Below are 21,794 nucleotides of genomic sequence, written 5' to 3'. Positions count from 1 at the left end.
GTATTAACAGCATTAATCGTATTTCTATCAAGCGTATTAGTATAATAGAAGTTTTGTAATAAAAATAAGAGAAGGGAGAATGAAAATTATGAACAACGAGCAAGTATTAAACGTAACAAAAGGTGACTTCTTAGGATCAGCAAGCGGAGCAGTAGTATTAACAGCATTAATCGTATTTCTATCAAGCGTATTAGTATAATAAAAGTTTTGTAACCAAAACAGGAGAAGGGAGAATGAGGAATATGAACAAGGAACAAGTATTACAGGTAACAAAAATGGATATTTTAGGATCAGCAAGTGGAGCTGCAGTATTGACAGCGTTTATTGTATTCCTTACAAATGTATTAGTATGATGAATATTGATAACAATAAGTTTTTATACACCTTACGTACCATTATTCTAAAAAAATAAAGACTCTAGCATATTAGTAAATAGTTAATATGTTGGGGTCTTTTTTATTTTTCTCCTATATACACCCTCAATTATTGATATCATCCCTTTATCCCGCAGTAGACTCCCACCTTAAAATGCAGCTGGAACAAAGGCGTTAGGTGGGAGCCGAGCTGCCCGTAAAAGCCCGATTGGTGCGAGCTAATATCGGTGGGGGTGAAAACCCCCCCACTTATTAAAGTTTCACTTTATTTTAAAGAGAAAAAAGTCGAATTTTATATGTAAGAAAAAAAGAGGAATTTGACAGAAAAGATAGAAAATTTTAAAGGTCAGAATTTGTTAGCTTGCTAACTAATTTCTATCAATTAATGTTGGAAGCGTTTTCGGTTAGGTTTAAGTATGGACCATTTAATCTATTTACAGGGGGATGAGGAATTTATGAAACAAAAATCTATGGATACGCTAGCTGCACAAATGGAGGATTTTTTTCCGGTACGTGATGTAGATCATATTGAATTTTACGTAGGAAATGCAAAGCAATCGAGCTATTATCTTGCGAGAGCATTTGGATTCAAAATTGTAGCTTATTCGGGATTAGAAACAGGAAACCGTGAAAAGGTATCTTATGTTCTTGTGCAAAAAAATATGCGTTTTGTTGTGTCTGGAGCTTTAAGTAGTGATAATCGCATTGCAGAGTTTGTAAAGACCCATGGTGATGGAGTAAAGGATGTGGCCCTTCTTGTTGATGATGTTGATAAAGCGTACTCTGAAGCGGTAAAACGTGGTGCTGTTGCAATTGCTCCTCCTGAAGAGTTAACAGATGAGGAAGGTACATTGAAAAAAGCAGTTATTGGTACGTATGGTGATACAATTCATACGCTTGTAGAGCGTAAAAATTATAAAGGAACATTTATGCCGGGATTTCAAAAGGTAGAGTTTAATCTTCCATTTGAAGAGTCCGGTTTAATTGCTGTAGACCATGTCGTTGGTAATGTTGAAAAAATGGAAGAATGGGTTAGCTATTACGAGAACGTCATGGGATTTAAACAAATGATTCACTTTGATGATGATGATATTAGCACAGAGTATTCGGCATTAATGTCAAAAGTTATGACGAATGGAAGCCGTATTAAGTTTCCGATTAATGAACCAGCAGACGGAAAAAGAAAATCACAAATTCAAGAATATCTAGAGTTCTATAACGGAGCGGGTGTACAGCATCTTGCTTTATTAACAAGTGACATTGTAAAAACAATTGAAGTGCTTCGTGCAAATGGCGTGGAGTTTTTAGATACGCCAGATACGTATTACGATGAGTTAACAGCACGTGTTGGGAAAATTGATGAAGAAATTGATAAATTAAAAGAATTGAAGATTTTAGTAGACCGTGATGAAGAAGGTTATTTATTACAAATCTTTACGAAACCAATTGTAGATCGTCCAACTTTATTTATTGAAATCATCCAACGTAAAGGTTCTCGTGGATTTGGTGAAGGGAACTTTAAAGCTTTATTCGAATCAATTGAAAGAGAACAAGAGCGTCGCGGGAATTTATAAAATTTATATCCACCAGCAAGAATTCCTTTGTTGGTGGAAATTTCATTTTTCATAGGGAGGAATCATGATGAAATTTGTTACATTTCGTCTCCTTTCGAAAGAAATGCGAGCTGGATGGATTGAAGGTGACAAAGTAATCGATATGAATCTTGCTAGTGATGGAAAATTACCTTCTTCAATGTTCGCCTTTTTAGGGAAAGCGGATGAGTATGTAGAAGTAGTACGTAATATTAAGAATCCGGAAAAGGGTATATATTCCTTAGAGGAAGTACAACTTGCTGCGGCTATTCCTAATCCGAGTAGCATTCGAGATTTTTATGCATTTGAGCAACATGTAAAAACAGCTCGCGGGAGAAGAGGATTAGATGTTGTACCTGAATGGTATGATATCCCGGTTTTTTATTTTACTAACCACCGTGCTGTTATTGGACCAGATGATTTTGTTACTGGTCCAAAGAAGTCTCAAAAGCTTGATTACGAGTTAGAGATTGCTTGTGTAATTGGAAAAGAAGGACGCAATATTTCTCGTGAGCAAGCGGAGGAATATATTTTTGGTTATTGTATTATGAACGACTGGAGTGCAAGGGACTTACAAGCGACAGAGATGAAAGTGGGGCTCGGTCCAGCGAAAGGGAAAGACTTTGCAACTTCATTAGGAGCGTATCTCGTTACGAAAGAGGAATTAGACGTTTATCGTAACGGTGATCGTTATGATTTAGAGATGACTGCTCATGTAAATGGACAGCTGTTATCAAAGGGGAATTTCCAAGATATTTACTATACATTTGCTGAAATGATTGAACGTGCTTCGGAAGATGTTACGTTATATCCAGGAGATGTTATCGGGTCTGGAACAGTAGGAACAGGATGTATTTTAGAGCTTGGTACGGAAGAGTGGCTGCAAGATGGTGATGTTGTAGAACTTACGATTACTGGTTTAGGTACATTACGTAATACGGTAAAAAAAGAAATGGAAGCAGGTGATGGGCATGTATTATCGTCACATGGGGGAGCTACCTCATAAACGACATGTACAATTTCGTAAAAAAGATGGATCACTTTATCGTGAGCAGGTAATGGGGACAAAAGGTTTTTCTGGTACGCAGTCTATTTTGTATCATCATTATATGCCAACAGAAGTAGGACATGCAGCATTATCCCATTCTTGTCAGTTACAGTATGAAGAGGATGTTGCTCTTGCTCATCGTCATTTTCGCACGAAAGAAAATAAAAAAACTGGCGATGCAATAAGTGGGAGAAATTTCATACTTGGGAATGAAGACTTGTTAATTGGAGTAGTGAGTCCAACGGAAAAAATGGATTATTTCTACCGTAATGGTGATGGCGATGAAATGTTATTCGTTCATTATGGAACAGGGAAAATTGAGACGATGTTTGGAACGATTCACTATAGAAAAGGTGATTATGTAACGATTCCAATTGGAACAATTTATCGTGTTATTCCAGATGAAGGAGAGACTAAGTTTCTTGTTGTAGAGGCAAATAGCCAAATTACAACACCACATCGCTACCGCAATGAATATGGGCAATTGTTAGAACATAGTCCGTTTTGTGAAAGAGATATTCGTGGTCCGGAGAAATTGGAGACATATGATGAAAAAGGTGAGTTTGTCGTAATGACAAAGTCCAGAGGATATATGCATAAGCATGTTTTAGGGCACCACCCGTTAGATGTTGTTGGATGGGATGGATATTTATATCCGTGGGTCTTTAATGTAGAGGATTTTGAACCAATTACAGGTCGTATTCATCAACCGCCGCCAGTACATCAAACGTTCGAAGGGCATAATTTTGTTATTTGCTCTTTCGTACCACGTTTATATGATTATCATCCAGAATCAATTCCGGCACCATATTATCATAGTAATGTGAATAGTGATGAAGTACTTTATTATGTAGAAGGTAACTTTATGAGCCGAAAAGGTGTGGAAGAAGGTTCTATTACGCTTCATCCAAGCGGGATTCCACATGGGCCACATCCGGGGAAAACAGAAGCGAGTATAGGGAAGAAAGAAACACTTGAATTGGCTGTTATGATAGATACATTCCGTCCGCTTCGTATTGTAAAACAAGCACATGAGACGGAAGATGAAAAGTACATGTATAGCTGGATTGAAGAAGGTTCATATACTGTGAAATAAGTAAAAAGAGGCATGCTCAATAAAGGAGCATGCCTCTTTTTTGGAATCGACATGTATAATAATACCAAAAAAGATTATGAAAAGATATATAGATGTGATCTCGTATTTTTTTTTATATTTGTCGAATTTTTCTTTGTAATAGACGATAGTCTTCTATTTAGAAAGAATGACAAAAATAATTAATTGTATATTCTGAAATATTTCCACTTATTTCGACAAAAGTATTGACTGTAAAAAGCGTTATGAGTAAAATGAAAATGCGAATTAAAAATTTTCAGAAAATTTAAAACTTGGAGGAGCATGCTATGAAGCAAATTTTTCAAAAGAAGCCTATTGCAAAGTTAATGCAAGAAAGTAAGCAAAAGACATTAGCAAGAACATTGGGCGCATTGGATTTAACGATGCTTGGCATTGGGGCAATTGTTGGAACTGGTATTTTTGTTCTAACAGGCGTGGTAGCAGCAAAACATTCTGGACCAGCTATTATATTATCATTTGCGATAGCCGCGCTAGCTTGTGCCTTTGCTGCATTTTGTTATGCTGAATTTGCTTCTTCAGTTCCTGTCTCGGGCAGTGTGTATACGTATACGTACGCGACGATGGGGGAAGTGTTCGCTTTTTTAATTGGATGGGACTTAATGCTTGAATATTTACTTGCTACATCCGCAGTAGCAAACGGGTGGTCCGCTTATTTTCAATCTTTGTTAAAGGGATTTGGGATTCATATTCCAACCGTTCTCTCCTCGGCCCCTGGTACAGGAAAGGGTGGAATAATTGATCTACCTGCAGTTCTAATTATTTTAGTTATGACAGCTCTTTTATCTAGAGGTGTTCGTGAAAGTGCACGAGTAAATAATATCATGGTATTTATTAAAATAGCGGTTGTTCTTATCTTTATCTTTGCTGGTTTTAATTATGTGAAACCTGAAAACTGGACGCCTTTTATGCCATTTGGTTTAGATGGTGTAATGGCTGGAGCTGCTACAGTATTCTTCGCATTCATAGGATTTGATGCAGTCTCAACAGCTGCAGAAGAAGTGAAACGTCCGCAACGTGATTTACCAATCGGCATTATCGCATCGTTATTAATTTGTACAGTTCTTTATATCGTTGTTTCACTTATTTTGACAGGAATTGTTCCATACGGACAGCTAAATATATCAGATCCAGTTGCCTTTGCACTTCAATTTATTGGACAAGATAGTTTAGCGGGAGTAATTTCAGTAGGAGCAATCACAGGAATTACAACTGTAATGCTAGTTATGATGTATGGGCAAGTTCGTGTTTCCTATGCGATGAGCCGAGATGGGCTGTTGCCAAAGCGTCTTGCTAAAGTCCATCCGAAATTTAAAACACCATTTTTAAATACATGGACAACTGGGATTATTGCAGCACTTATTTCAGGATTAATAGATTTAAATGTTTTAGCACACCTTGTAAATATGGGGACATTGTCAGCCTTTGCACTTGTAGCAGTTGCAGTTATTGTCATGAGAAGAACTCACCCTGATTTACCAAGGGCATTTAAGGCGCCGCTCGTACCATTTTTACCAGCGTTAACGGTAATATTTTGTTTATACTTAATGCTTCAGTTATCCGGAACAGCATGGATTAGTTTTGGAGTATGGATGGTTATTGGTATAGCAGTTTACTTTTTATATAGCCGAAAGCATAGCGCTTTAAATAATGATAATAAAGAAGAAGATGTAGCAAATTTATAAGTGGAAAAATCCATTCTAATTCTATTAGAATGGATTTTTTATTTTGAAAATTTACATTTTTCTGAATATGTTATAAGATAATTGTTGGCAAATTAAAGGGGTGGAAATATGAAAAACACATGGCGTGAGCTAAGGGAGATGGATCGTAACGTATGGATTCGATTTATCGGTGAGACATTGAATGGAATTGCGATGATGATGTTGATGCCGTTTTTTGCATTATATTTAAAAGATAAGGTAGATTCTTTACTGCAAGTTGGTGTTATTATGGCGCTTTCTCCAATTGCCGCAAGCTTTGGCTCGCTTATAGGAGGAAGAATTGCGGATATATATGGAAGAAAGCCGATTATGATATTTTCGATGGCAAGTAATGCATTATTAATGCTCGGTTTTTTATTTATAGAAGGATTTATCCCGTACGCCATTTTATCTATTTTTTTAGGGTTAAGTAATTCTCTATTTCATCCAGCGGCATCAGCAATGGTTGCGGATGTAACTGCGCCAGAAAAAAGAACAGAAGCATATGGTTTATTACGAATGGGACACAATATTGGAGCTGCAATTGGGCCGATAATGGGGGCATCGGTAGTCGTTTTATCGAAGAACCTCGTGTTTATTATTGCTTCGTCTGCTATGCTGTTTTATGCACTACTTATGTTAGTACTTATTAAAGAAACAATGCCGAAAATTACGGAAGTAACGGAAAGAAATAAAGAGAAGGAATCCGGAGCAGTTTGGAAAATTTTAATGAGAGATAAGGCGTTAATGATTTATTTGTTAGCGGGTATTATTATTTCTATGGGTTTTTCTCAAACAGAAGGTATGTTACCGCTTCACTTTGATAACGAAATGAAGAATATTTTTGGAGCTAACAATCCATACCCATATTTAATGGCATTAAATGGTCTATTAGTTGTTTTGTTTCAATTTCAAATTTCAAAATGGGCGACAGATAAACCTGTCGGAAAAACGATGCTGTACGGAGCGTGTTTGTTCGGAATTGGTTTATTTTTTATAGGATGGTTACCGAAGTGGTTTGGAGAATTTGATACAAATGCTACAATTATTTTAATGACGTTAATGTTCGTTTATGCCATATATACGTTAGGCGAGATGATTATGTCGCCTGTACAGATGACATTTGTAGCGAATTTAGCCCCCGAGCATTTGAGAGGAACTTATATGGGAGCGGCAAGTTTGCAGTGGATTACAGGAAGTGCATTCGGTCCACTTCTTGGAGGTTTTTTATTAGATCGATTACTTGGTCATCTCTTATTTACAATTTTAGCTATAGGATGTGTAGTTGCAGGCATTGTATATGTTTCTTTAGATCGTCTCGTTGAACAAAGGCAAAAAGACACACTGACCAAACAATCTTCTTAATAAAATAGACGACATACACAAAAAGTGGATTTCTACATATTTTAGGTACATAACTAGATCAGATTGCAAGCTTACTTTAAAGTTTAATTTTGTTTAGTCATGTAGAAAATTAAGTAGGAAAAGTGTAGAAAACCAATAAGTGGTGTCTTTTAATTATTTGTGGAAGTTACATTTTATTTCAAATAGGAACTACCTATTTTTATAAAAAGTGCTAAAATAGAAAAATGAAAACAATTGGTTAGGGTGATTTCATTGACAAAAATTAAATTAGGTTTATTATATGGTGGAAAATCAGCTGAGCATCAAGTTTCGTTACAAACGGCTCTTGCTGCTATTAAAGCATTAAATCAAGATAAATTCGAGATTCATCCAATTTATATTACAGAGCAAGGTCAGTGGATGCGCGGTGAGCGTATTGAAGGTGAAGTAACGACGGTTGAAGCATTACAAATGAGTGGAGAAGAAAATACAATTTCTCCTGTATCATTAAGTGCAGAAATTATTCCAACTGCAAATTCTAAGCAAGAAGATGCAATTGATGTTATTTTCCCATTATTACATGGGCCTAATGGTGAAGATGGAACAGTGCAAGGATTATTAGAATTAATGAACATTCCATATGTAGGTAACGGTGTATTAGCATCATCTGCTGGTATGGATAAAGTTGTTATGAAAAATATCTTTGCAGAAGCTGGATTGAAACAAGCGAAATATGCATCTTTCATTCGTAGTGCATGGGAAAAAGATCGTGAAACAGCGTATGAAAAAGTAGAAGAAGTGTTAGGCTATCCTTGCTTCGTAAAACCAGCAAACCTTGGTTCAAGTGTTGGTATTAATAAGTGTAAAGATCGTGAAGAGCTTGAGAATGCATTCGAAGAGGCGTTCCAATTTGACCGTAAAATTATTGTTGAAGAAAATATTGTAGGTCGTGAAGTAGAAGTTGGTGTATTAGGTAATGATGAGCCGAAATGTTCAGTTGTAGGCGAAATTGTACCGAAAAAAGATTTTTATGATTACAAATCGAAATACATCGATGGTGATACAGCGTTAATTATTCCAGCTGAAATGACAGAAGAAGAGTCTAATGTAATTAAGCGAGATGCAATTATTGCATTCCAATCATTAGATGGTTCTGGCTTAACACGAGCTGATTTCTTCTTAACGAAAGATGGAGAAGTGTATATTAACGAAGTAAACACAATGCCAGGATTCACGCCGTTTAGTATGTTCCCTCTATTATGGCAACATACTGGATTACCGTATCCAGAATTAATTGAAGAGTTAATTCGCTTAGCGATTGAGCGTCACGAAGAAAAACAAAAAATTAAATATACAATCTAACAAAAAAGGAGGAAGCACTATTCGAGGGAATAGTGCTTCCTCTATGTAAGGAGTGTTTTCATGATAAATCGAACGTTAAAACAAGTAGAACAGATGATAAATGGTACGGGATTAGCAGAGCAGTATGAGGGAATTACTATACAAGGAGTGTCTATTGATACGAGAAAAATTGAAAAAGGAAATTTATATGTTCCGATTCAAGGTGAACGTTTCGATGGACATGCTTTTGTAGATAAAGCTGTTGAAAATGGGGCTATTGCCACATTATGGGTGAAAGATGTAGCGAATCCACCTGAGAATCTTCCTGTTATTTTTGTAGAAGATACGCTATCGGCCTTACAAATGTTAGCGAAAAACTATCGTGATCAATTGGATGTAAAAGTTGTTGGTGTAACGGGTAGTAATGGTAAAACATCTACGAAAGATATTGTAACAAGTATTCTTGCGACTAAATTTAAAGTTCAAAAAACAGAAGGTAATTTCAACAATCATATTGGTTTACCTCTTACTATTTTAAACCTAGAAGAAAATACAGAAGTAGCTGTATTGGAAATGGGTATGTCAAGCCAGGGTGAAATTGAATTTCTATCTAAGTTAGCCCGTCCTGATGCGGCTATTATCACGAACATTGGTGAGGCACACTTAATGGATTTAGGCTCTCGTGAGGCGATTGCTGAAGCGAAGTTAGAAATTGTTACAGGTTTACAAGAAGGTGGAGTGTTCGTATATAATGGGGATGAGCCGCTATTAACGAATCGTGTTCCAGAAATGAATTTAGCAGCTGAAACAGTTACATTTGGTGATGCGAGAGCAAATGATTATTATCCAACTACTGTAACATTACAGGCAACTGGAACACACTTTAAGATGAACAGGGATGAAACTTTGGCATTCTATCTGCCGGTACTAGGAAAGCATAATGTATATAATACACTTGCTTCAATGGCAATTGCGAAACATTTTGGTGTAACGTGGGAAGAAATGAAAAAAGGTTTAGTAACGCTTCAAATGACAGGCATGCGTATGGAGATTGTAAAAACAGATAGTGGTTTAACAATTATCAATGATGCTTATAATGCAAGTCCAACGGCTATGGAAGCTGCGTTCCACCTAATGAATGGTTTAGATGGATTTGCAAAAAAAATTGTTGTGCTTGGAGATATGTTAGAACTTGGAAATCAAGAAGTGCAATTTCATTATGAAGTAGGTAAATTAATTGATCCAGCAAAAATCTCATATGTATTCGCATATGGTAGATTAGGGGCTCAAATTGCTGAAGGAGCAAAAATTAATTTCCCTAAAGAACGTGTTAAAGCGTATGATGATAAAGAAGAACTTGTAAAAGACCTACAAACAGTAGTTGATGCGAAAGATGTTGTGTTAGTAAAAGCGTCTCGCGGTATGAAATTAGAAGAAGTTATAGCGATGTTGAAATAATTGGTGTATATAAATAGGGATGATAGCCACGAAAATAGCGGAAACTTATAATAAGCGCTTACAGTAAATGATAAAAAAATAAAAGTAAAGAAAAAAGCTCTGAATATGAAATAAGGTAACAGTTGGGGTTTGCTTTTTACACATACAAAACTTATAATTGATAAAGTGTAATAACGTTTAGAAGTATTTTCGTGAAGAATATACGCCCGGTTATATACGTGAGCATTCAGGAAAAGGGCTTTTCCGCAAATTCGGAAAACGCCTTTTTTTAAATGATAAGTATAGGATAGAAAAGGAGAAGTAACATTGACAACATTTCGAGAATTAGGATTAAGTGAGTCTTTACTGCAATCTGTTGAAAGCATGGGCTTTGAAGAGGCTACGCCGATTCAAGCTGAAACAATTCCACATGCATTGCAAGGTAAGGATATTATTGGGCAAGCGCAAACAGGTACAGGGAAAACAGCAGCATTCGGATTACCACTATTAGATAAAGTGGATACAAATAAAGAAGCAGTTCAAGGTATTGTTATCGCGCCAACGCGTGAATTAGCAATTCAAGTTGGAGAAGAGCTATACAAAATTGGTAAACATAAACGTGTTCGTATTCTACCAATTTATGGTGGTCAAGATATTAACCGTCAAATTCGTGCTCTAAAAAAACACCCACACATTATTGTTGGTACGCCGGGTCGTATTTTAGATCATATTAACCGTAAAACACTTCGCTTACAAAACGTAGAGACTGTTGTTCTTGACGAAGCGGATGAAATGTTAAACATGGGCTTCATTGAAGATATTGAAGCGATTTTAACAGATGTGCCAGAAACACATCAAACATTATTATTCTCAGCGACAATGCCAGATCCAATCCGTCGTATTGCTGAGCGTTTCATGACTGAGCCTCAACACATTAAAGTAAAAGCAAAAGAAGTAACAATGCCAAACATTCAGCAGTTCTATTTAGAAGTGCAAGAAAAGAAAAAGTTTGACGTGTTAACACGCTTACTAGATATTCAATCTCCAGAGCTTGCAATCGTATTCGGTCGCACAAAGCGTCGTGTTGATGAATTATCAGAAGCATTAAACTTACGTGGTTATGCAGCAGAAGGTATTCATGGTGACTTAACACAAGCGAAACGTATGTCTGTATTACGTAAATTTAAAGAAGGTGCTATTGAAGTTCTTGTTGCAACAGACGTTGCTGCACGTGGTCTTGATATTTCAGGCGTAACACACGTATACAACTTCGATATCCCACAAGATCCAGAATCATACGTTCACCGTATCGGTCGTACTGGCCGTGCAGGTAAAAAAGGTATTGCAATGTTATTTGTAACACCACGTGAATCAGGACAATTAAAAAATATCGAGCGTACAACAAAACGTAAGGTTGATCGCATGGAAGCACCGACACTTGACGAGGCTCTAGAAGGTCAACAACGTTTAATCGCAGAAAAGCTTCAAAGCACAATCCAAAATGAAAACTTATCATACTACAAGCGTATTGCAGAAGAAATGTTAGAAGAGAATGACTCTGTAACAGTAGTAGCTGCTGCTTTAAAAATGATGACAAAAGAGCCGGATACAACTCCAATCGCTTTAACATCAGAACCACCAGTTGTTTCAAGAGGTGGCGGTTCTAAAAAACGCGGTGGTAACGGAGGCGGATACCGTGATGGTAACCGTAATCGTAGTCGTGATGGACGCGGTGGCGGCGATGGTCGTAACCGTGACCGTAACCGTGATGGCCGTAATCGTGACGGTAACCGTGATCGTAATCGCGATGGTGGTAGCCGTGATGGTAACCGTGGTCGTAGAGGTGAAGGTCAAGGTCGCCCAGGATCTTCAAACGGACGCGGCGAAAGAAAACATCATAGCCGTCCACAAGCTTAATAAAAAAAGAGAATGCCCTTTGTGGGCATTCTCTTTTTTTATTTCTGTAATTGTGCATACTACATAATAACTTGTATAGAAAAGAGGTGCTATATGCTTGTAAGACTTGGGTATGTTGCGATGAGCGTACATTTGAAGAATGCATCTCCATCTCAAACGATGACATATGCACAGTTTCAGCGAATTGATGATCGAGAGGCTGCGATTCGTAAACTCGAGAGAATTGCTAATTCGAATTTGGAAAATTGCTTACGGTTATTAAAGCATAATAAAGGGCATGATATATCTTTCTTTCGGCTTAGTTCCAAGCTTATTCCTTTAGCGAATCATGAGGAGTTGTTAGAGTGGAACTATATTCGCCCGTTAAAAGAAAATTTAAAAGTGTTAGGTGAGTATGCAATTCGTATGAATATGCGAATTGATTTCCATCCAGATCACTTTGTTGTACTAAATTCACCTGAAGAGAGTATTTTTAAACAATCTGTAAAGACATTGCAGATGCATAAAAAGTTGTTAAAGGGTATGGGGATTGAACATAAGCAACGGTGTGTACTACATGTGGGCGGGGGATATAAAGATAAAGAGCTCGCATTAGAGCGTTTTATCGAAAATTGGTCAAGTGTTCCAAGGGGTATTCAAGAGATGATTATATTAGAAAATGATGACACGACCTTTTCTTTAGAAGAAACATTGTATTTAGGTGAGAAATTAGACATTCCCGTCGTGTTTGATTTGCATCATCATATGATGAATAATGATCGAGAAGATTGGCATGAAGATTGGGCACGTGTTGTCCATACGTGGGAATCGTCTTTGTTACCAGTTAAAATGCACATCTCTAGTCCTAGAGATGGAAAAGACCCGAGAGCGCATGCGGATTTTATTGATGTAGATATCTTCTTATCTTTTTTGAAAAAGATAAAGGGGAGTGTTCCGCAAATTGATTGTATGATTGAGGCGAAGAAGAAGGATGAGTCTTTATTTCAACTAATGAGAGATTTAAGTAAACAAACAGATGTGGAAATTGTCGATGGTGCGAGCTTCTATATTAAATAAGCTCTGCACCATCGAATTTTTTTGTTAAAAGAGGTGTGCAAATGCCGCCAATTATCAATCCTGTTAAATGGCTTATAGGATTGGCAGAGGGATTAAAGAAAGTAAATAGTAGTAATATAAGTATCATTATTGAAAAAATAGCAATGTCTCTTGGTTTTGAAGAACGATATCGACTATACAATAAAAATAATTGGGCACCTAGTAATCCGAAAATACCGCCAGATGATCCGGCGTGAATATATTCAAGGGGCATAATAATATAAGAAGAAATATTTCCGAGAATGCCAGAAAGGAAAAAAATAATAATGAAAGGAAAGTGCCCTAGTTGTTTTTCAATAGAAGAACCAAGCACAAATAAACAAATACTATTAGAAAGAAAATGTTGTAAATCTACGTGTACAAGTAGGGAAGTTATGACACGCCACCATTCTCCTTTAGCGATATATTCATTAGAGGCTGCCATGGGAAAGAGAGAAAAGTCGCCTAACATAATCATGACTAATTGTATAAGAAGTAAAGAGATGATGATCGGTTGTAAGGAAATGCGAGTGGATGGTATTAGCATGTTGTTAGTATCACTCCTTTTGCATCAGAAAGATTCTCTGTTATTCTTACAATATGAATGAAGAAAGCTAAATAGAAGAAGGGGATTTTGAAATGATTGTAGGGATTGGAATCGATATTATTGAGTTAAATCGAATTGAAAAAATGCTAGATGGAAAGCTTAAATTTATGGACCGTATTTTAACTGAAAGAGAACGTGGTGTTGCCGAGGGGCTGAAAGGAAGTCGTCTTACAGAATTCGTAGCTGGAAGATTTGCAGCAAAAGAGGCGTATTCTAAAGCAGTAGGGACCGGTATCGGGAAAGAAGTGAGTTTTTTGGATATTGAAGTAAGGAATGATGATAGAGGTAAGCCGATTATCATTACAAATACAGAGCATATTGTTCATTTATCAATTAGTCATAGTAAAGAATTTGCCGTTGCTCAAGTTGTTTTGGAAAGCTCGTCACGCTAGTCTGCATATTTTATATCTTTGTCTCATATATTTGAGGTAGCGATAAGGAAGGCATATCTTCCATTCATTTATAGGGGCAAAGGGGCTGAAGTGATGAAAAGGCGTCTGTTTTTAGTTCTTATCGGTTTATTGACCGTTTTTGTGTTGGCGGGTTGTATGGAAAAGAAACAGGAAGATGTTGTGAGAGATTTAGAATCGAAAGTTAAAAGCATGAAGAGTTATCAAGCTGAAGCGAAATTATCTATTAAAACAGGAAATGAGCCTCAGGAGTACAACGTAGAGATTTGGCATAAAGAACCTTCGTATTATCGTGTGAATTTGCAAAATGCGAAAAAGGATCAGAGTCAAATTATTTTAAGAAATGATGAAGGTGTATTTGTATTAACACCGGCGCTTAATAAGAGTTTCCGTTTTCAAAGCGATTGGCCGCAAAATAGTAGCCAGGCTTATTTATATGAATCACTTGTAAGGGATATTTTGCAAGACAAGAAAAATCTCTCTTTCGAGAAAACAGATAAGTATTATGTATTTAAAACAAAAACGAATTATCAACATCAAAATATGTTGCCGAAACAAGAAATTAAGCTGAATAAAAGTGATTTAACACCAGTTTCTGTGAAACTGATGGATAATGATCAAAATGTCCTTGTAAAAGTAGATTTCACTAAAGTAAAGTTCGATGCAAAGTTTGATAAAGGTGCATTTGATACGAAACAAAACATGTCTAGAGCACAAGTAGATGTTCAGACGGCAGCGAAAGAAGACAAACCGTTTGCTATTTTGTATCCAAGTGATACGCCGCAAGGTATGACTTTGAAAGACGAAAAGGAGTTGAAGACAGACAGTGGCAAGCGTGCGATACTCACATACACTGGAAGTAAGAAATCCTTTACTTTAATACAAGAAAAGGCGAAAGTTGCAGAGGCTTCGTCAGCGGTAAGTGCAAGTGGTGAGTTAGTTGATCTTGGTTTCACGATTGGTGCATTGACGAAAGACTCTTTAACGTGGTCGCATAACGGAGTAGAGTATATGCTCGTGTCTAAAGGTTTAGAGCCGAATGAGTTGTTAATGGTCGCTCGTTCAGTTACAGCGAAGCAAGTAAAGTAAACTTCTTAGACGTGGTGGTATATGTGCACCACGTCTTTTCTTAGTTTGAAGGGTAGATTTCATAAAAGAAGCATATAAAAGAATAAGCTTCGCATATCGTTTATAAGGAAGTGTATTTATGGAAGAAGCACCATTTTACCGTGACACTTGGGTGGAAGTGGATTTAGACGCGATCTATAACAATATTACGCATATTAAAGAGTTCATTCCAAGTGATGTAGAGATTTTTGCTGTAGTTAAAGCGAATGCATATGGGCACGATTATGTACCGGTGGCTAAAACTGCATTAGAAGCAGGAGCAACAAGATTAGCAGTTGCTTTTTTAGATGAAGCTTTAGTACTTCGAAGGGCTGGTATCACTGCGCCGATTTTAGTATTGGGCCCGTCCCCGCCCCGTGATGTAAATGTTGCTGCTGAAAATGATGTAGTATTAACCGTTTTTCAAAAAGAATGGGTGGACGAAGCGATAAAACTCTGGGATGGTTCGTCTATAATGAAATTCCATATTAATTTTGATAGTGGTATGGGGAGAATTGGAATACGCGAACGTAAAGAATTAAAAGGATTCTTAAAGAGTTTAGAAGGTGCGCCATTTTTAGAACTTGAAGGGGTGTATACACATTTTGCGACAGCAGATGAGGTTGAGACTTCTTACTTTGATAAGCAATACAACACGTTTTTGCGGCAGTTAAGTTGGTTGAAAGAATTTGGAGTGAACCCTAAATTTGTCCATACAGCCAATAGTGCTGCAACGTTAAGGTTTCAAGGGATTACATTTAATGCAGTACGAATTGGTATTGCGATGTATGGATTAACGCCGTCTGTAGAAATACGGCCGTTTTTACCGTTTAAATTGGAGCCAGCGTTGTCGCTTCATACGAAGGTTGCTCATATTAAGCAAGTGATTAAAGGGGATGGGATTAGTTATAATGTCACTTACCGAACGAGAACTGAAGAATGGATTGCAACAGTTGCGATTGGATATGCAGATGGTTGGCTTAGAAGATTGCAAGGATTTAAAGTGCTTGTAAATGGAGAGAGGGTACCGATTGTAGGGCGAGTAACGATGGATCAATTCATGATACTTCTTCCTTGTGAAGTGCCACTTGGTACGAAAGTTACACTCATTGGGAGACAAGGTGATGAGTGTATTAGCGCTACTGAGGTTGCTGAATATTCCGGAACTATTAATTATGAAATTATCGCAACGATAAGCTTCCGTGTGCCGAGAATATTTATACGACACGGTAAAGTTGTAGAAGTAATAAATTATTTAAACAATATATAGAAGGTATTATTATTCGCTTCTTGTCATTTGAGGGGGCTTTTCCCTGGTGGAGAATAAGCTCTTTTCTCGATGAGAAACATCTTTTTATAATCGTTTTTAACATAAGTTACAATTACATGTTGCGGGAAAAATTCCGTTATTTCTTGTTTGAAAGAGACAAAAAGTAAAAGAAGATGAATGTTTTGTTTATGAATTGGAAAACATAAGCATGGAATAAGGAAGTCTTTGCAACGGGCTCCATACAGTGGTATTATTACAATAGGTGTCATATATATATTTGGGTGTGTAGTTGACGGTGGAGGTGTATTTTTGTGTCCGAATCAAGTGTAACTACTGAAATCGTGGTTCGGTTGCCAAAGCAAATGGTAACGGAATTGGACGGAATTGGAAAACAAGAGAATAAGAATCGCCATGAACTAATTTGCCAGGCAACACAACTGTTATTGCGTCAACATAAGACGAAGAAACGCTACCAACATGAATCAATGCGACGTGGGTACATTGAAATGGGAAAAATTAATCTTGGTATTGCATCTGAAGCTTTCTTAGCAGAGTATGAAGCAGCTCATACAGTAGAACGCTTAGTTAGCGGGGGGTAATATTTTGATTGTAAAACGCGGCGACGTGTATTTTGCAGACCTTTCCCCAGTTGTTGGTTCTGAGCAAGGAGGCGTTCGTCCGGTTCTTGTCATTCAAAATGACATCGGAAATCGTTTTAGTCCGACTGTGATTGTAGCGGCTATTACTGCACAGATTCAAAAAGCGAAATTACCCACTCATGTGGAAATTGATGCGAAAAAGTACGGTTTTGAGAGAGATTCTGTTATTTTACTTGAGCAGATTCGAACAATCGATAAGCAACGCTTAACGGACAAAATCACTCATTTGGATGAAGTGATGATGAGTCGTGTAGATGAAGCGTTACAAATTAGTTTAGGACTAATAGATTTTTAAATCGGCAGTTTAAGTTGCTCTCTTTAAAGGGCAACTTTTTTTTATTATAGAGGAGGTTACGGTTGGATATGGAAATGGTAGATAATCGACAAGCGTTAATGAAAATGTTAGTGAAAGAATTAGGCTTTACCGAAAAGCAAGTTCGTCATGTGATTCAATTAACAGAAGAAGGTAACACAGTTCCATTTATTGCTCGTTACCGAAAAGAATGGACAGGCTCTTTAGATGAGGTGCAAATTCGTGCAATCTTAGAAAGATGGCAATATATGATGCAACTTGAAGATAGGAAAGAAGAGGTTCTTCGTCTTATTGGTGAAAAGGGCAAACTAACCGAAGAGTTGCGTCGTCATATTGTTGTTGCAACCAAACTACAGGAAGTAGAAGATTTATATCGTCCTTACAAAGAAAAAAGAAGAACGAAAGCGACAATCGCTAAAGAAAAGGGATTGGAACCGTTAGCTGAGTGGCTATTATTATATAAAAAAGAAAATCCAACAGAGAAGGCCATGGAATTTGTTAGTGTGGAAAAAGAAGTAGCATCTGCAGAAGATGCGTTGCAAGGTGCACAAGATATTATTGCGGAACTTGTTTCGGATAATGCGGCATATCGTAGCTGGATTCGTAATACTACTTTCCGAAAAGGGATTATGTCTTCATCTGTAAAAGATAAAGAAAAAGATGAAAAGAATATATACGAAATGTATTATGGCTATGAAGAACCGTTGCAAAAAGTAGTGCCACATCGTGTACTAGCAATGAACCGTGGTGAAAAGGAAGATGTATTAAGAGTTTCTATTATCACGCCAATTGAAGAAATTCTTCATTTTTTACATAAAAAAATGATTCTTGATGAAGCTTCTAAAAGTGCGCATTATGTACAATTAGCGATGGAAGATGGATATAAGCGATTAATTCAACCTTCAATAGAAAGAGAAATTCGTAAAGAGTTAATGGAAACAGCCGAAGAACAAGCGATTCATATTTTCTCTGAGAATTTACGTAATTTATTATTACAACCTCCGATGAAAGGGAAAGTTGTGTTAGCGGTAGACCCAGCATATAGAACTGGTTGTAAATTAGCAGTAGTAGATGATACAGGAAAAGTTCTTCACATAGATGTTATTTATCCGCATCCCCCTGTTCGTAAATATGAGGATGCAAAAACGAAAATCCTTTCAATTATAGATAAATATGAAGTTGAAATGATAGCGATTGGAAATGGTACAGCTTCGAGGGAAACGGAAGAATTTATAGTAGATGTATTACAAAATGTAGAACGAGATGTATTTTATATTATTGTAAATGAAGCGGGTGCTAGTGTGTACTCCGCATCGGATGTAGCTCGAGAGGAGTTTCCGAATTTACAGGTTGAAGAAAGAAGTGCTGTTTCAATTGGGAGACGTCTACAGGATCCACTTGCAGAGCTTGTGAAAATTGACCCTAAATCTGTTGGGGTTGGACAATATCAACATGATGTATCTCAAAAGAGATTAAATGAATCATTAACATTTGTGGTAGAGACAGCAGTTAACCGAGTTGGTGTTAATGTAAATACAGCTTCAGTTGCGTTGCTGCAATATGTTTCGGGGTTATCGAAAACAGTTGCGAAAAATATTGTAGCTAAGCGTGAGGAAGATGGAAAATTCACGAAGCGAACTGAGTTAAAGAAAATCCCACGTTTAGGTGCAAAAACATATGAACAATGTATCGGATTCTTACGTATATTAGAAGGAGCGAATCCGTTAGATCGCACAGGGATTCATCCAGAACAATATAAAAATGTTGAATTGCTATTAAAGAGCTTAGGGTTATCGAAGAGTGATGTGGGGAAACCAAACTTGCAAAAGAGTTTAGAAGGAGTAGATATTTCTAAATTATCTCAAGAGACGGAGATCGGTGAGCCGACATTAGTTGATATTATGGATGCTTTAATTAGCCCAGAACGAGATTTGAGGGATGAGTTGCCAAAGCCACTTTTGAAAAAGGGGATTTTAAAATTAGAAGATTTAAAGCGTGGTATGGAATTAGAGGGAACGATTCGCAATGTTGTTGATTTCGGTGCCTTTGTTGATATTGGTGTGAAGCAAGATGGTTTAGTACATATTTCTAAACTAAGCAAACAATTTGTAAAGCATCCATTAGATATCGTATCCGTGGGACAAATTGTAAAGGTATGGGTAGATGATATTGATACAAAAAAAGGTCGTGTTGCATTATCAATGTTACCGATTGAATAGTAAGAAAAGAGAGCAGATGAAACTGCTCTTTTTTTATGAACTGGAAAGTTTAATTGATTATGAGCTTTGATGTATTTTGCTATAATAAAACCAGCATTCATTTAGTAATTTGATTTGATACCGGTTTTTCTCAAAATATGCACGTTGCATTTGCTTTTTTAGCCACGTGGGCATAGGAATCCCTCCTTGTTTAATCCTGCTCTCAAAAAAAGTAGTTCCTTTTAGTTAAGGTAACTTTGATGAGAGGTTGGTGAGTGGATTTCTATCAATGCTGCATTTTTAGAAATCACGCTTCTTGAATGAGGATGGGTATATGTACTATTTACTATATGTATAAGAAGGGAGAAAAGTGTAAAATTATTTTTTAGTTTAGGAGGAATGAGAATGGATGAGCGAGAAATTCAACGGTTAGTTGAAGAAGTGTCGTTACAATACTTTGGGACGTCCTTCTTACATGAAGCGATGTTTAATAATAGATTGCGTACAACCGGTGGACGCTATCTATTGAAGAGTCATAATATAGAACTGAATTATCGATATTATGAAATGTATGGTAAAGAAGAGTTAGTAGGGATTATTAAGCATGAACTTTGCCATTATCATTTGCATATCAAAGGAAGGGGATATAAGCACCGAGATAGAGATTTTCGTGAGTTGCTAAAGAAGGTAGGTGCACCGCGTTTTTGTAAACGAATGATTAATGGAGGGAAGGAAACAAAAGTTTATACGTATGAATGTATGGAGTGTTCACTTCGATATGTAAGAAGACGTCAAATAAATACAAAAAGATATGTCTGTGGAAAGTGTAAAGGGAAACTAAAAGCGATAACGAAAACATCTTGACAGTAAAAACGCAATCCAGTATATTATAAACATGTCACGTTTGCGCAAGATGGTGTGAAAAAACTTCTTGACTTACGATGAGAAATTTTATAAGATACAAATTGTCTTTATTATTCCGCAGTAGCTCAGTGGTAGAGCTATCGGCTGTTAACCGATCGGTCGTAGGTTCGAGTCCTACCTGCGGAGCCATACAGAGAAGTACCCAAGTGGCTCAAGGGGCTCCCCTGCTAAGGGAGTAGATCGCTAACGCGGTGCGAGGGTTCGAATCCCTTCTTCTCTGCCATACATATTGGCCCGTTGGTCAAGTGGTTAAGACACCGCCCTTTCACGGCGGTAACACGGGTTCGAATCCCGTACGGGTCACCACTTCGGAGGATTAGCTCAGCTGGGAGAGCACCTGCCTTACAAGCAGGGGGTCGGCGGTTCGATCCCGTCATCCTCCACCATATAAATTATATGAATAATATTGTCGCGGGGTGGAGCAGTACGGTAGCTCGTCGGGCTCATAACCCGAAGGTCGCAGGTTCAAATCCTGTCCCCGCAACCAAATGGTCCCGTGGTGTAGTGGTTAACATGCCTGCCTGTCACGCAGGAGATCGCCGGTTCGACCCCGGTCGGGACCGCCATTTTAACTTCTGCTATATAGCAGTTGTTTTTTATTGGTCATTATGGTACAATAACATTTGTCTTTGAAAAGAAGATAACTATTTCGATGGGCTATAGCCAAGCGGTAAGGCAACGGACTTTGACTCCGTCATGCGCTGGTTCGAATCCAGCTAGCCCAGCCATTTACGAGCCATTAGCTCAGTTGGTAGAGCATCTGACTTTTAATCAGAGGGTCGAAGGTTCGAATCCTTCATGGCTCACTCTTTGTTTTTTCCGCGCGGTCGTGGCGGAACGGCAGACGCGCTAGGTTGAGGGCCTAGTGGGGGAAACCCCGTGGAGGTTCAAGTCCTCTCGGCCGCATCAAAAAAATCTTAAAAAAATACTTGCATTTGAAAATGTAGTATGATAAGATAATTGAGTCGCCAAAATACAACGACGAAAAAACATCATGAATAAGCGCCCGTAGCTCAATTGGATAGAGCGTTTGACTACGGATCAAGAGGTTAGGGGTTCGACTCCTCTCGGGCGCGCCATAACGGGAAGTGGCTCAGCTTGGTAGAGCACCTGGTTTGGGACCAGGGGGTCGCAGGTTCAAATCCTGTCTTCCCGACCACGCGGGTGTAGTTTAGTGGTAAAACAAGAGCCTTCCAAGCTCTGGTCGAGAGTTCGATTCTCTTCACCCGCTTTTAGTTCTTTGAAAACTGAACGAAACAAACAACGTGAAACGTCAATTTTTATTTTAGATGCTAGACAAACTAACTTTATTGGAGAGTTTGATCCTGGCTCAGGATGAACGCT

20 protein-coding genes and 12 tRNA genes are annotated in these 21,794 nt (G+C 37.6%); 30 read left to right on the top strand and 2 right to left on the bottom strand.

Annotated features, from left to right (window positions below; genetic code table 11):
• Window positions 1-79 precede the first annotated feature (79 nt).
• From ACTFQM_RS27045 to uvsE, 11 genes are all read left to right on the top strand, one after another.
• A complete protein-coding gene (locus tag ACTFQM_RS27045) occupies window positions 80-199 on the top strand; it encodes a DUF3948 family protein (RefSeq protein WP_002074222.1) in 120 nt (39 codons plus the stop codon).
• A 43-nt stretch (window positions 200-242) separates the two neighbouring features.
• Window positions 243-353 carry a DUF3948 family protein gene (locus ACTFQM_RS27040; RefSeq protein WP_002091388.1) on the top strand — a complete coding sequence of 37 codons (111 nt, stop codon included), beginning with the start codon at window positions 243-245 and terminating at the stop codon, window positions 351-353.
• A 476-nt stretch (window positions 354-829) separates the two neighbouring features.
• Window positions 830-1,948, top strand: a complete 1,119-nt coding sequence (gene hppD, locus ACTFQM_RS27035) for a 4-hydroxyphenylpyruvate dioxygenase (RefSeq protein WP_025151089.1) — start codon at window positions 830-832, stop codon at window positions 1,946-1,948.
• Window positions 1,949-2,015: 67 nt separating this feature from the next.
• On the top strand, window positions 2,016-2,972 hold the full coding sequence (locus ACTFQM_RS27030) for a fumarylacetoacetate hydrolase family protein (protein WP_440037006.1): 957 nt from the start codon (window positions 2,016-2,018) through the stop codon (window positions 2,970-2,972).
• Entirely contained in the window at window positions 2,938-4,110 is a 1,173-nt protein-coding gene (locus ACTFQM_RS27025) for a homogentisate 1,2-dioxygenase (protein ID WP_002175347.1), read from the top strand. Before ACTFQM_RS27030 ends, ACTFQM_RS27025 begins: the two co-directional genes overlap by 35 nt.
• Before the next feature lie 305 nt (window positions 4,111-4,415).
• On the top strand, window positions 4,416-5,831 hold the full coding sequence (locus ACTFQM_RS27020) for an amino acid permease (RefSeq protein WP_098304426.1): 1,416 nt from the start codon (window positions 4,416-4,418) through the stop codon (window positions 5,829-5,831).
• Window positions 5,832-5,939: 108 nt separating this feature from the next.
• Window positions 5,940-7,214: an MDR family MFS transporter gene (locus ACTFQM_RS27015; protein ID WP_440037001.1), complete on the top strand. Its 1,275-nt coding sequence runs from the start codon at window positions 5,940-5,942 to the stop codon at window positions 7,212-7,214.
• A 252-nt stretch (window positions 7,215-7,466) separates the two neighbouring features.
• Window positions 7,467-8,555 (top strand): D-alanine--D-alanine ligase, encoded by a 1,089-nt coding sequence (locus ACTFQM_RS27010; protein WP_002175344.1) that lies wholly within the window; start codon window positions 7,467-7,469, stop codon window positions 8,553-8,555.
• Window positions 8,556-8,615: 60 nt separating this feature from the next.
• On the top strand, window positions 8,616-9,992 hold the full coding sequence (gene murF / locus ACTFQM_RS27005) for a UDP-N-acetylmuramoyl-tripeptide--D-alanyl-D-alanine ligase (protein WP_440036999.1): 1,377 nt from the start codon (window positions 8,616-8,618) through the stop codon (window positions 9,990-9,992).
• A 306-nt stretch (window positions 9,993-10,298) separates the two neighbouring features.
• On the top strand, window positions 10,299-11,888 hold the full coding sequence (locus ACTFQM_RS27000) for a DEAD/DEAH box helicase (RefSeq protein ID WP_025151095.1): 1,590 nt from the start codon (window positions 10,299-10,301) through the stop codon (window positions 11,886-11,888).
• A gap of 93 nt (window positions 11,889-11,981) precedes the next feature.
• Window positions 11,982-12,944 carry a UV DNA damage repair endonuclease UvsE gene (gene uvsE, locus ACTFQM_RS26995; protein ID WP_002175341.1) on the top strand — a complete coding sequence of 321 codons (963 nt, stop codon included), beginning with the start codon at window positions 11,982-11,984 and terminating at the stop codon, window positions 12,942-12,944.
• On the opposite strand, the gene ACTFQM_RS26990 is transcribed toward uvsE, so the two are convergent.
• Window positions 12,937-13,509: a rhomboid family intramembrane serine protease gene (locus ACTFQM_RS26990; protein ID WP_071717832.1), complete on the bottom strand. Its 573-nt coding sequence runs from the start codon at window positions 13,507-13,509 to the stop codon at window positions 12,937-12,939. The two genes, uvsE and ACTFQM_RS26990, sit on opposite strands and share 8 nt — an antisense overlap.
• Before the next feature lie 92 nt (window positions 13,510-13,601).
• Here ACTFQM_RS26990 and acpS point away from each other — a divergent pair, with 92 nt between their 5' ends.
• From acpS to ACTFQM_RS26960, 6 genes are all read left to right on the top strand, one after another.
• Window positions 13,602-13,961, top strand: coding sequence for a holo-ACP synthase (gene acpS / locus ACTFQM_RS26985; RefSeq protein WP_002175336.1), 360 nt, complete (start codon window positions 13,602-13,604; stop codon window positions 13,959-13,961).
• Between the two features lie 156 nt (window positions 13,962-14,117).
• Window positions 14,118-15,068 (top strand): LolA family protein, encoded by a 951-nt coding sequence (locus ACTFQM_RS26980; protein ID WP_327915581.1) that lies wholly within the window; start codon window positions 14,118-14,120, stop codon window positions 15,066-15,068.
• 118 nt (window positions 15,069-15,186) lie between these two features.
• The gene (alr, locus tag ACTFQM_RS26975) at window positions 15,187-16,356 is read left to right on the top strand and encodes an alanine racemase (RefSeq protein ID WP_440036998.1); all 1,170 of its coding nucleotides are present in this window, start codon (window positions 15,187-15,189) and stop codon (window positions 16,354-16,356) included.
• Window positions 16,357-16,667: 311 nt separating this feature from the next.
• Window positions 16,668-16,955: an antitoxin EndoAI gene (locus ACTFQM_RS26970; protein WP_000004570.1), complete on the top strand. Its 288-nt coding sequence runs from the start codon at window positions 16,668-16,670 to the stop codon at window positions 16,953-16,955.
• A gap of 4 nt (window positions 16,956-16,959) precedes the next feature.
• On the top strand, window positions 16,960-17,310 hold the full coding sequence (gene ndoA, locus ACTFQM_RS26965; RefSeq protein ID WP_000635965.1) for a type II toxin-antitoxin system endoribonuclease NdoA: 351 nt from the start codon (window positions 16,960-16,962) through the stop codon (window positions 17,308-17,310).
• Window positions 17,311-17,378: 68 nt separating this feature from the next.
• Entirely contained in the window at window positions 17,379-19,547 is a 2,169-nt protein-coding gene (locus tag ACTFQM_RS26960; RefSeq protein ID WP_440037004.1) for a Tex family protein, read from the top strand.
• 57 nt (window positions 19,548-19,604) lie between these two features.
• Here ACTFQM_RS26960 and cmpA read toward each other — a convergent pair whose 3' ends face one another.
• Window positions 19,605-19,721: a cortex morphogenetic protein CmpA gene (gene cmpA, locus ACTFQM_RS26955; RefSeq protein ID WP_001143642.1), complete on the bottom strand. Its 117-nt coding sequence runs from the start codon at window positions 19,719-19,721 to the stop codon at window positions 19,605-19,607.
• A 210-nt stretch (window positions 19,722-19,931) separates the two neighbouring features.
• On the opposite strand from cmpA, the gene ACTFQM_RS26950 reads away from it, so the two are divergent.
• The 13 genes from ACTFQM_RS26950 (at window position 19,932) to ACTFQM_RS26890 (ending at window position 21,681) form a co-directional block, all read left to right on the top strand.
• Entirely contained in the window at window positions 19,932-20,390 is a 459-nt protein-coding gene (locus ACTFQM_RS26950; protein ID WP_025151103.1) for a SprT family protein, read from the top strand.
• Window positions 20,391-20,504: 114 nt separating this feature from the next.
• Window positions 20,505-20,579, top strand: a tRNA-Asn gene (locus ACTFQM_RS26945).
• A 3-nt stretch (window positions 20,580-20,582) separates the two neighbouring features.
• Window positions 20,583-20,673 (top strand) — tRNA-Ser (locus tag ACTFQM_RS26940).
• Between the two features lie 8 nt (window positions 20,674-20,681).
• A tRNA-Glu gene (locus ACTFQM_RS26935) sits at window positions 20,682-20,756 on the top strand.
• Between the two features lie 4 nt (window positions 20,757-20,760).
• Window positions 20,761-20,836 (top strand) — tRNA-Val (locus ACTFQM_RS26930).
• A gap of 24 nt (window positions 20,837-20,860) precedes the next feature.
• Window positions 20,861-20,937, top strand: a tRNA-Met gene (locus ACTFQM_RS26925).
• Between the two features lie 3 nt (window positions 20,938-20,940).
• Window positions 20,941-21,016 (top strand) — tRNA-Asp (locus tag ACTFQM_RS26920).
• Window positions 21,017-21,103: 87 nt separating this feature from the next.
• A tRNA-Gln gene (locus tag ACTFQM_RS26915) sits at window positions 21,104-21,178 on the top strand.
• 5 nt (window positions 21,179-21,183) lie between these two features.
• Window positions 21,184-21,256 (top strand) — tRNA-Lys (locus tag ACTFQM_RS26910).
• Window positions 21,257-21,273: 17 nt separating this feature from the next.
• Window positions 21,274-21,356: transfer RNA gene (locus ACTFQM_RS26905), tRNA-Leu, on the top strand.
• 96 nt (window positions 21,357-21,452) lie between these two features.
• A tRNA-Arg gene (locus ACTFQM_RS26900) sits at window positions 21,453-21,529 on the top strand.
• Between the two features lie 3 nt (window positions 21,530-21,532).
• A tRNA-Pro gene (locus tag ACTFQM_RS26895) sits at window positions 21,533-21,609 on the top strand.
• 1 nt (window position 21,610) lies between these two features.
• Window positions 21,611-21,681 (top strand) — tRNA-Gly (locus ACTFQM_RS26890).
• Window positions 21,682-21,794 lie beyond the last annotated feature (113 nt).

It is taken from the genome of Bacillus cereus group sp. MYBK30-2, from assembly GCF_051915945.1.
GTDB classification, from domain to species: domain Bacteria; phylum Bacillota; class Bacilli; order Bacillales; family Bacillaceae_G; genus Bacillus_A; species Bacillus_A paramycoides.
Note: the sequence above shows the minus strand (reverse complement) of the source record. Positions and strands in the feature narration are given on the sequence as shown.

Coding starts and splice junctions, on each gene's coding strand:
- ACTFQM_RS26960 (WP_440037004.1), top strand. CDS start 17,379: ATGGAAATGGTAGATAATCGACAAGCGTTAATGAAAATGTTAGTGAAA.
- ACTFQM_RS27015 (WP_440037001.1), top strand. CDS start 5,940: ATGAAAAACACATGGCGTGAGCTAAGGGAGATGGATCGTAACGTATGG.
- alr (WP_440036998.1), top strand. CDS start 15,187: ATGGAAGAAGCACCATTTTACCGTGACACTTGGGTGGAAGTGGATTTA.
- ACTFQM_RS26990 (WP_071717832.1), bottom strand. CDS start 13,509: ATGCTAATACCATCCACTCGCATTTCCTTACAACCGATCATCATCTCT.
- cmpA (WP_001143642.1), bottom strand. CDS start 19,721: ATGCCCACGTGGCTAAAAAAGCAAATGCAACGTGCATATTTTGAGAAA.
- ACTFQM_RS26980 (WP_327915581.1), top strand. CDS start 14,118: ATGGAAAAGAAACAGGAAGATGTTGTGAGAGATTTAGAATCGAAAGTT.
- ACTFQM_RS27040 (WP_002091388.1), top strand. CDS start 243: ATGAACAAGGAACAAGTATTACAGGTAACAAAAATGGATATTTTAGGA.
- ACTFQM_RS27045 (WP_002074222.1), top strand. CDS start 80: ATGAAAATTATGAACAACGAGCAAGTATTAAACGTAACAAAAGGTGAC.
- ACTFQM_RS27020 (WP_098304426.1), top strand. CDS start 4,416: ATGAAGCAAATTTTTCAAAAGAAGCCTATTGCAAAGTTAATGCAAGAA.
- murF (WP_440036999.1), top strand. CDS start 8,616: ATGATAAATCGAACGTTAAAACAAGTAGAACAGATGATAAATGGTACG.
- ACTFQM_RS27030 (WP_440037006.1), top strand. CDS start 2,016: ATGAAATTTGTTACATTTCGTCTCCTTTCGAAAGAAATGCGAGCTGGA.
- hppD (WP_025151089.1), top strand. CDS start 830: ATGAAACAAAAATCTATGGATACGCTAGCTGCACAAATGGAGGATTTT.
- ACTFQM_RS27025 (WP_002175347.1), top strand. CDS start 2,938: ATGTATTATCGTCACATGGGGGAGCTACCTCATAAACGACATGTACAA.
- acpS (WP_002175336.1), top strand. CDS start 13,602: ATGATTGTAGGGATTGGAATCGATATTATTGAGTTAAATCGAATTGAA.
- ACTFQM_RS26950 (WP_025151103.1), top strand. CDS start 19,932: ATGGATGAGCGAGAAATTCAACGGTTAGTTGAAGAAGTGTCGTTACAA.
- uvsE (WP_002175341.1), top strand. CDS start 11,982: ATGCTTGTAAGACTTGGGTATGTTGCGATGAGCGTACATTTGAAGAAT.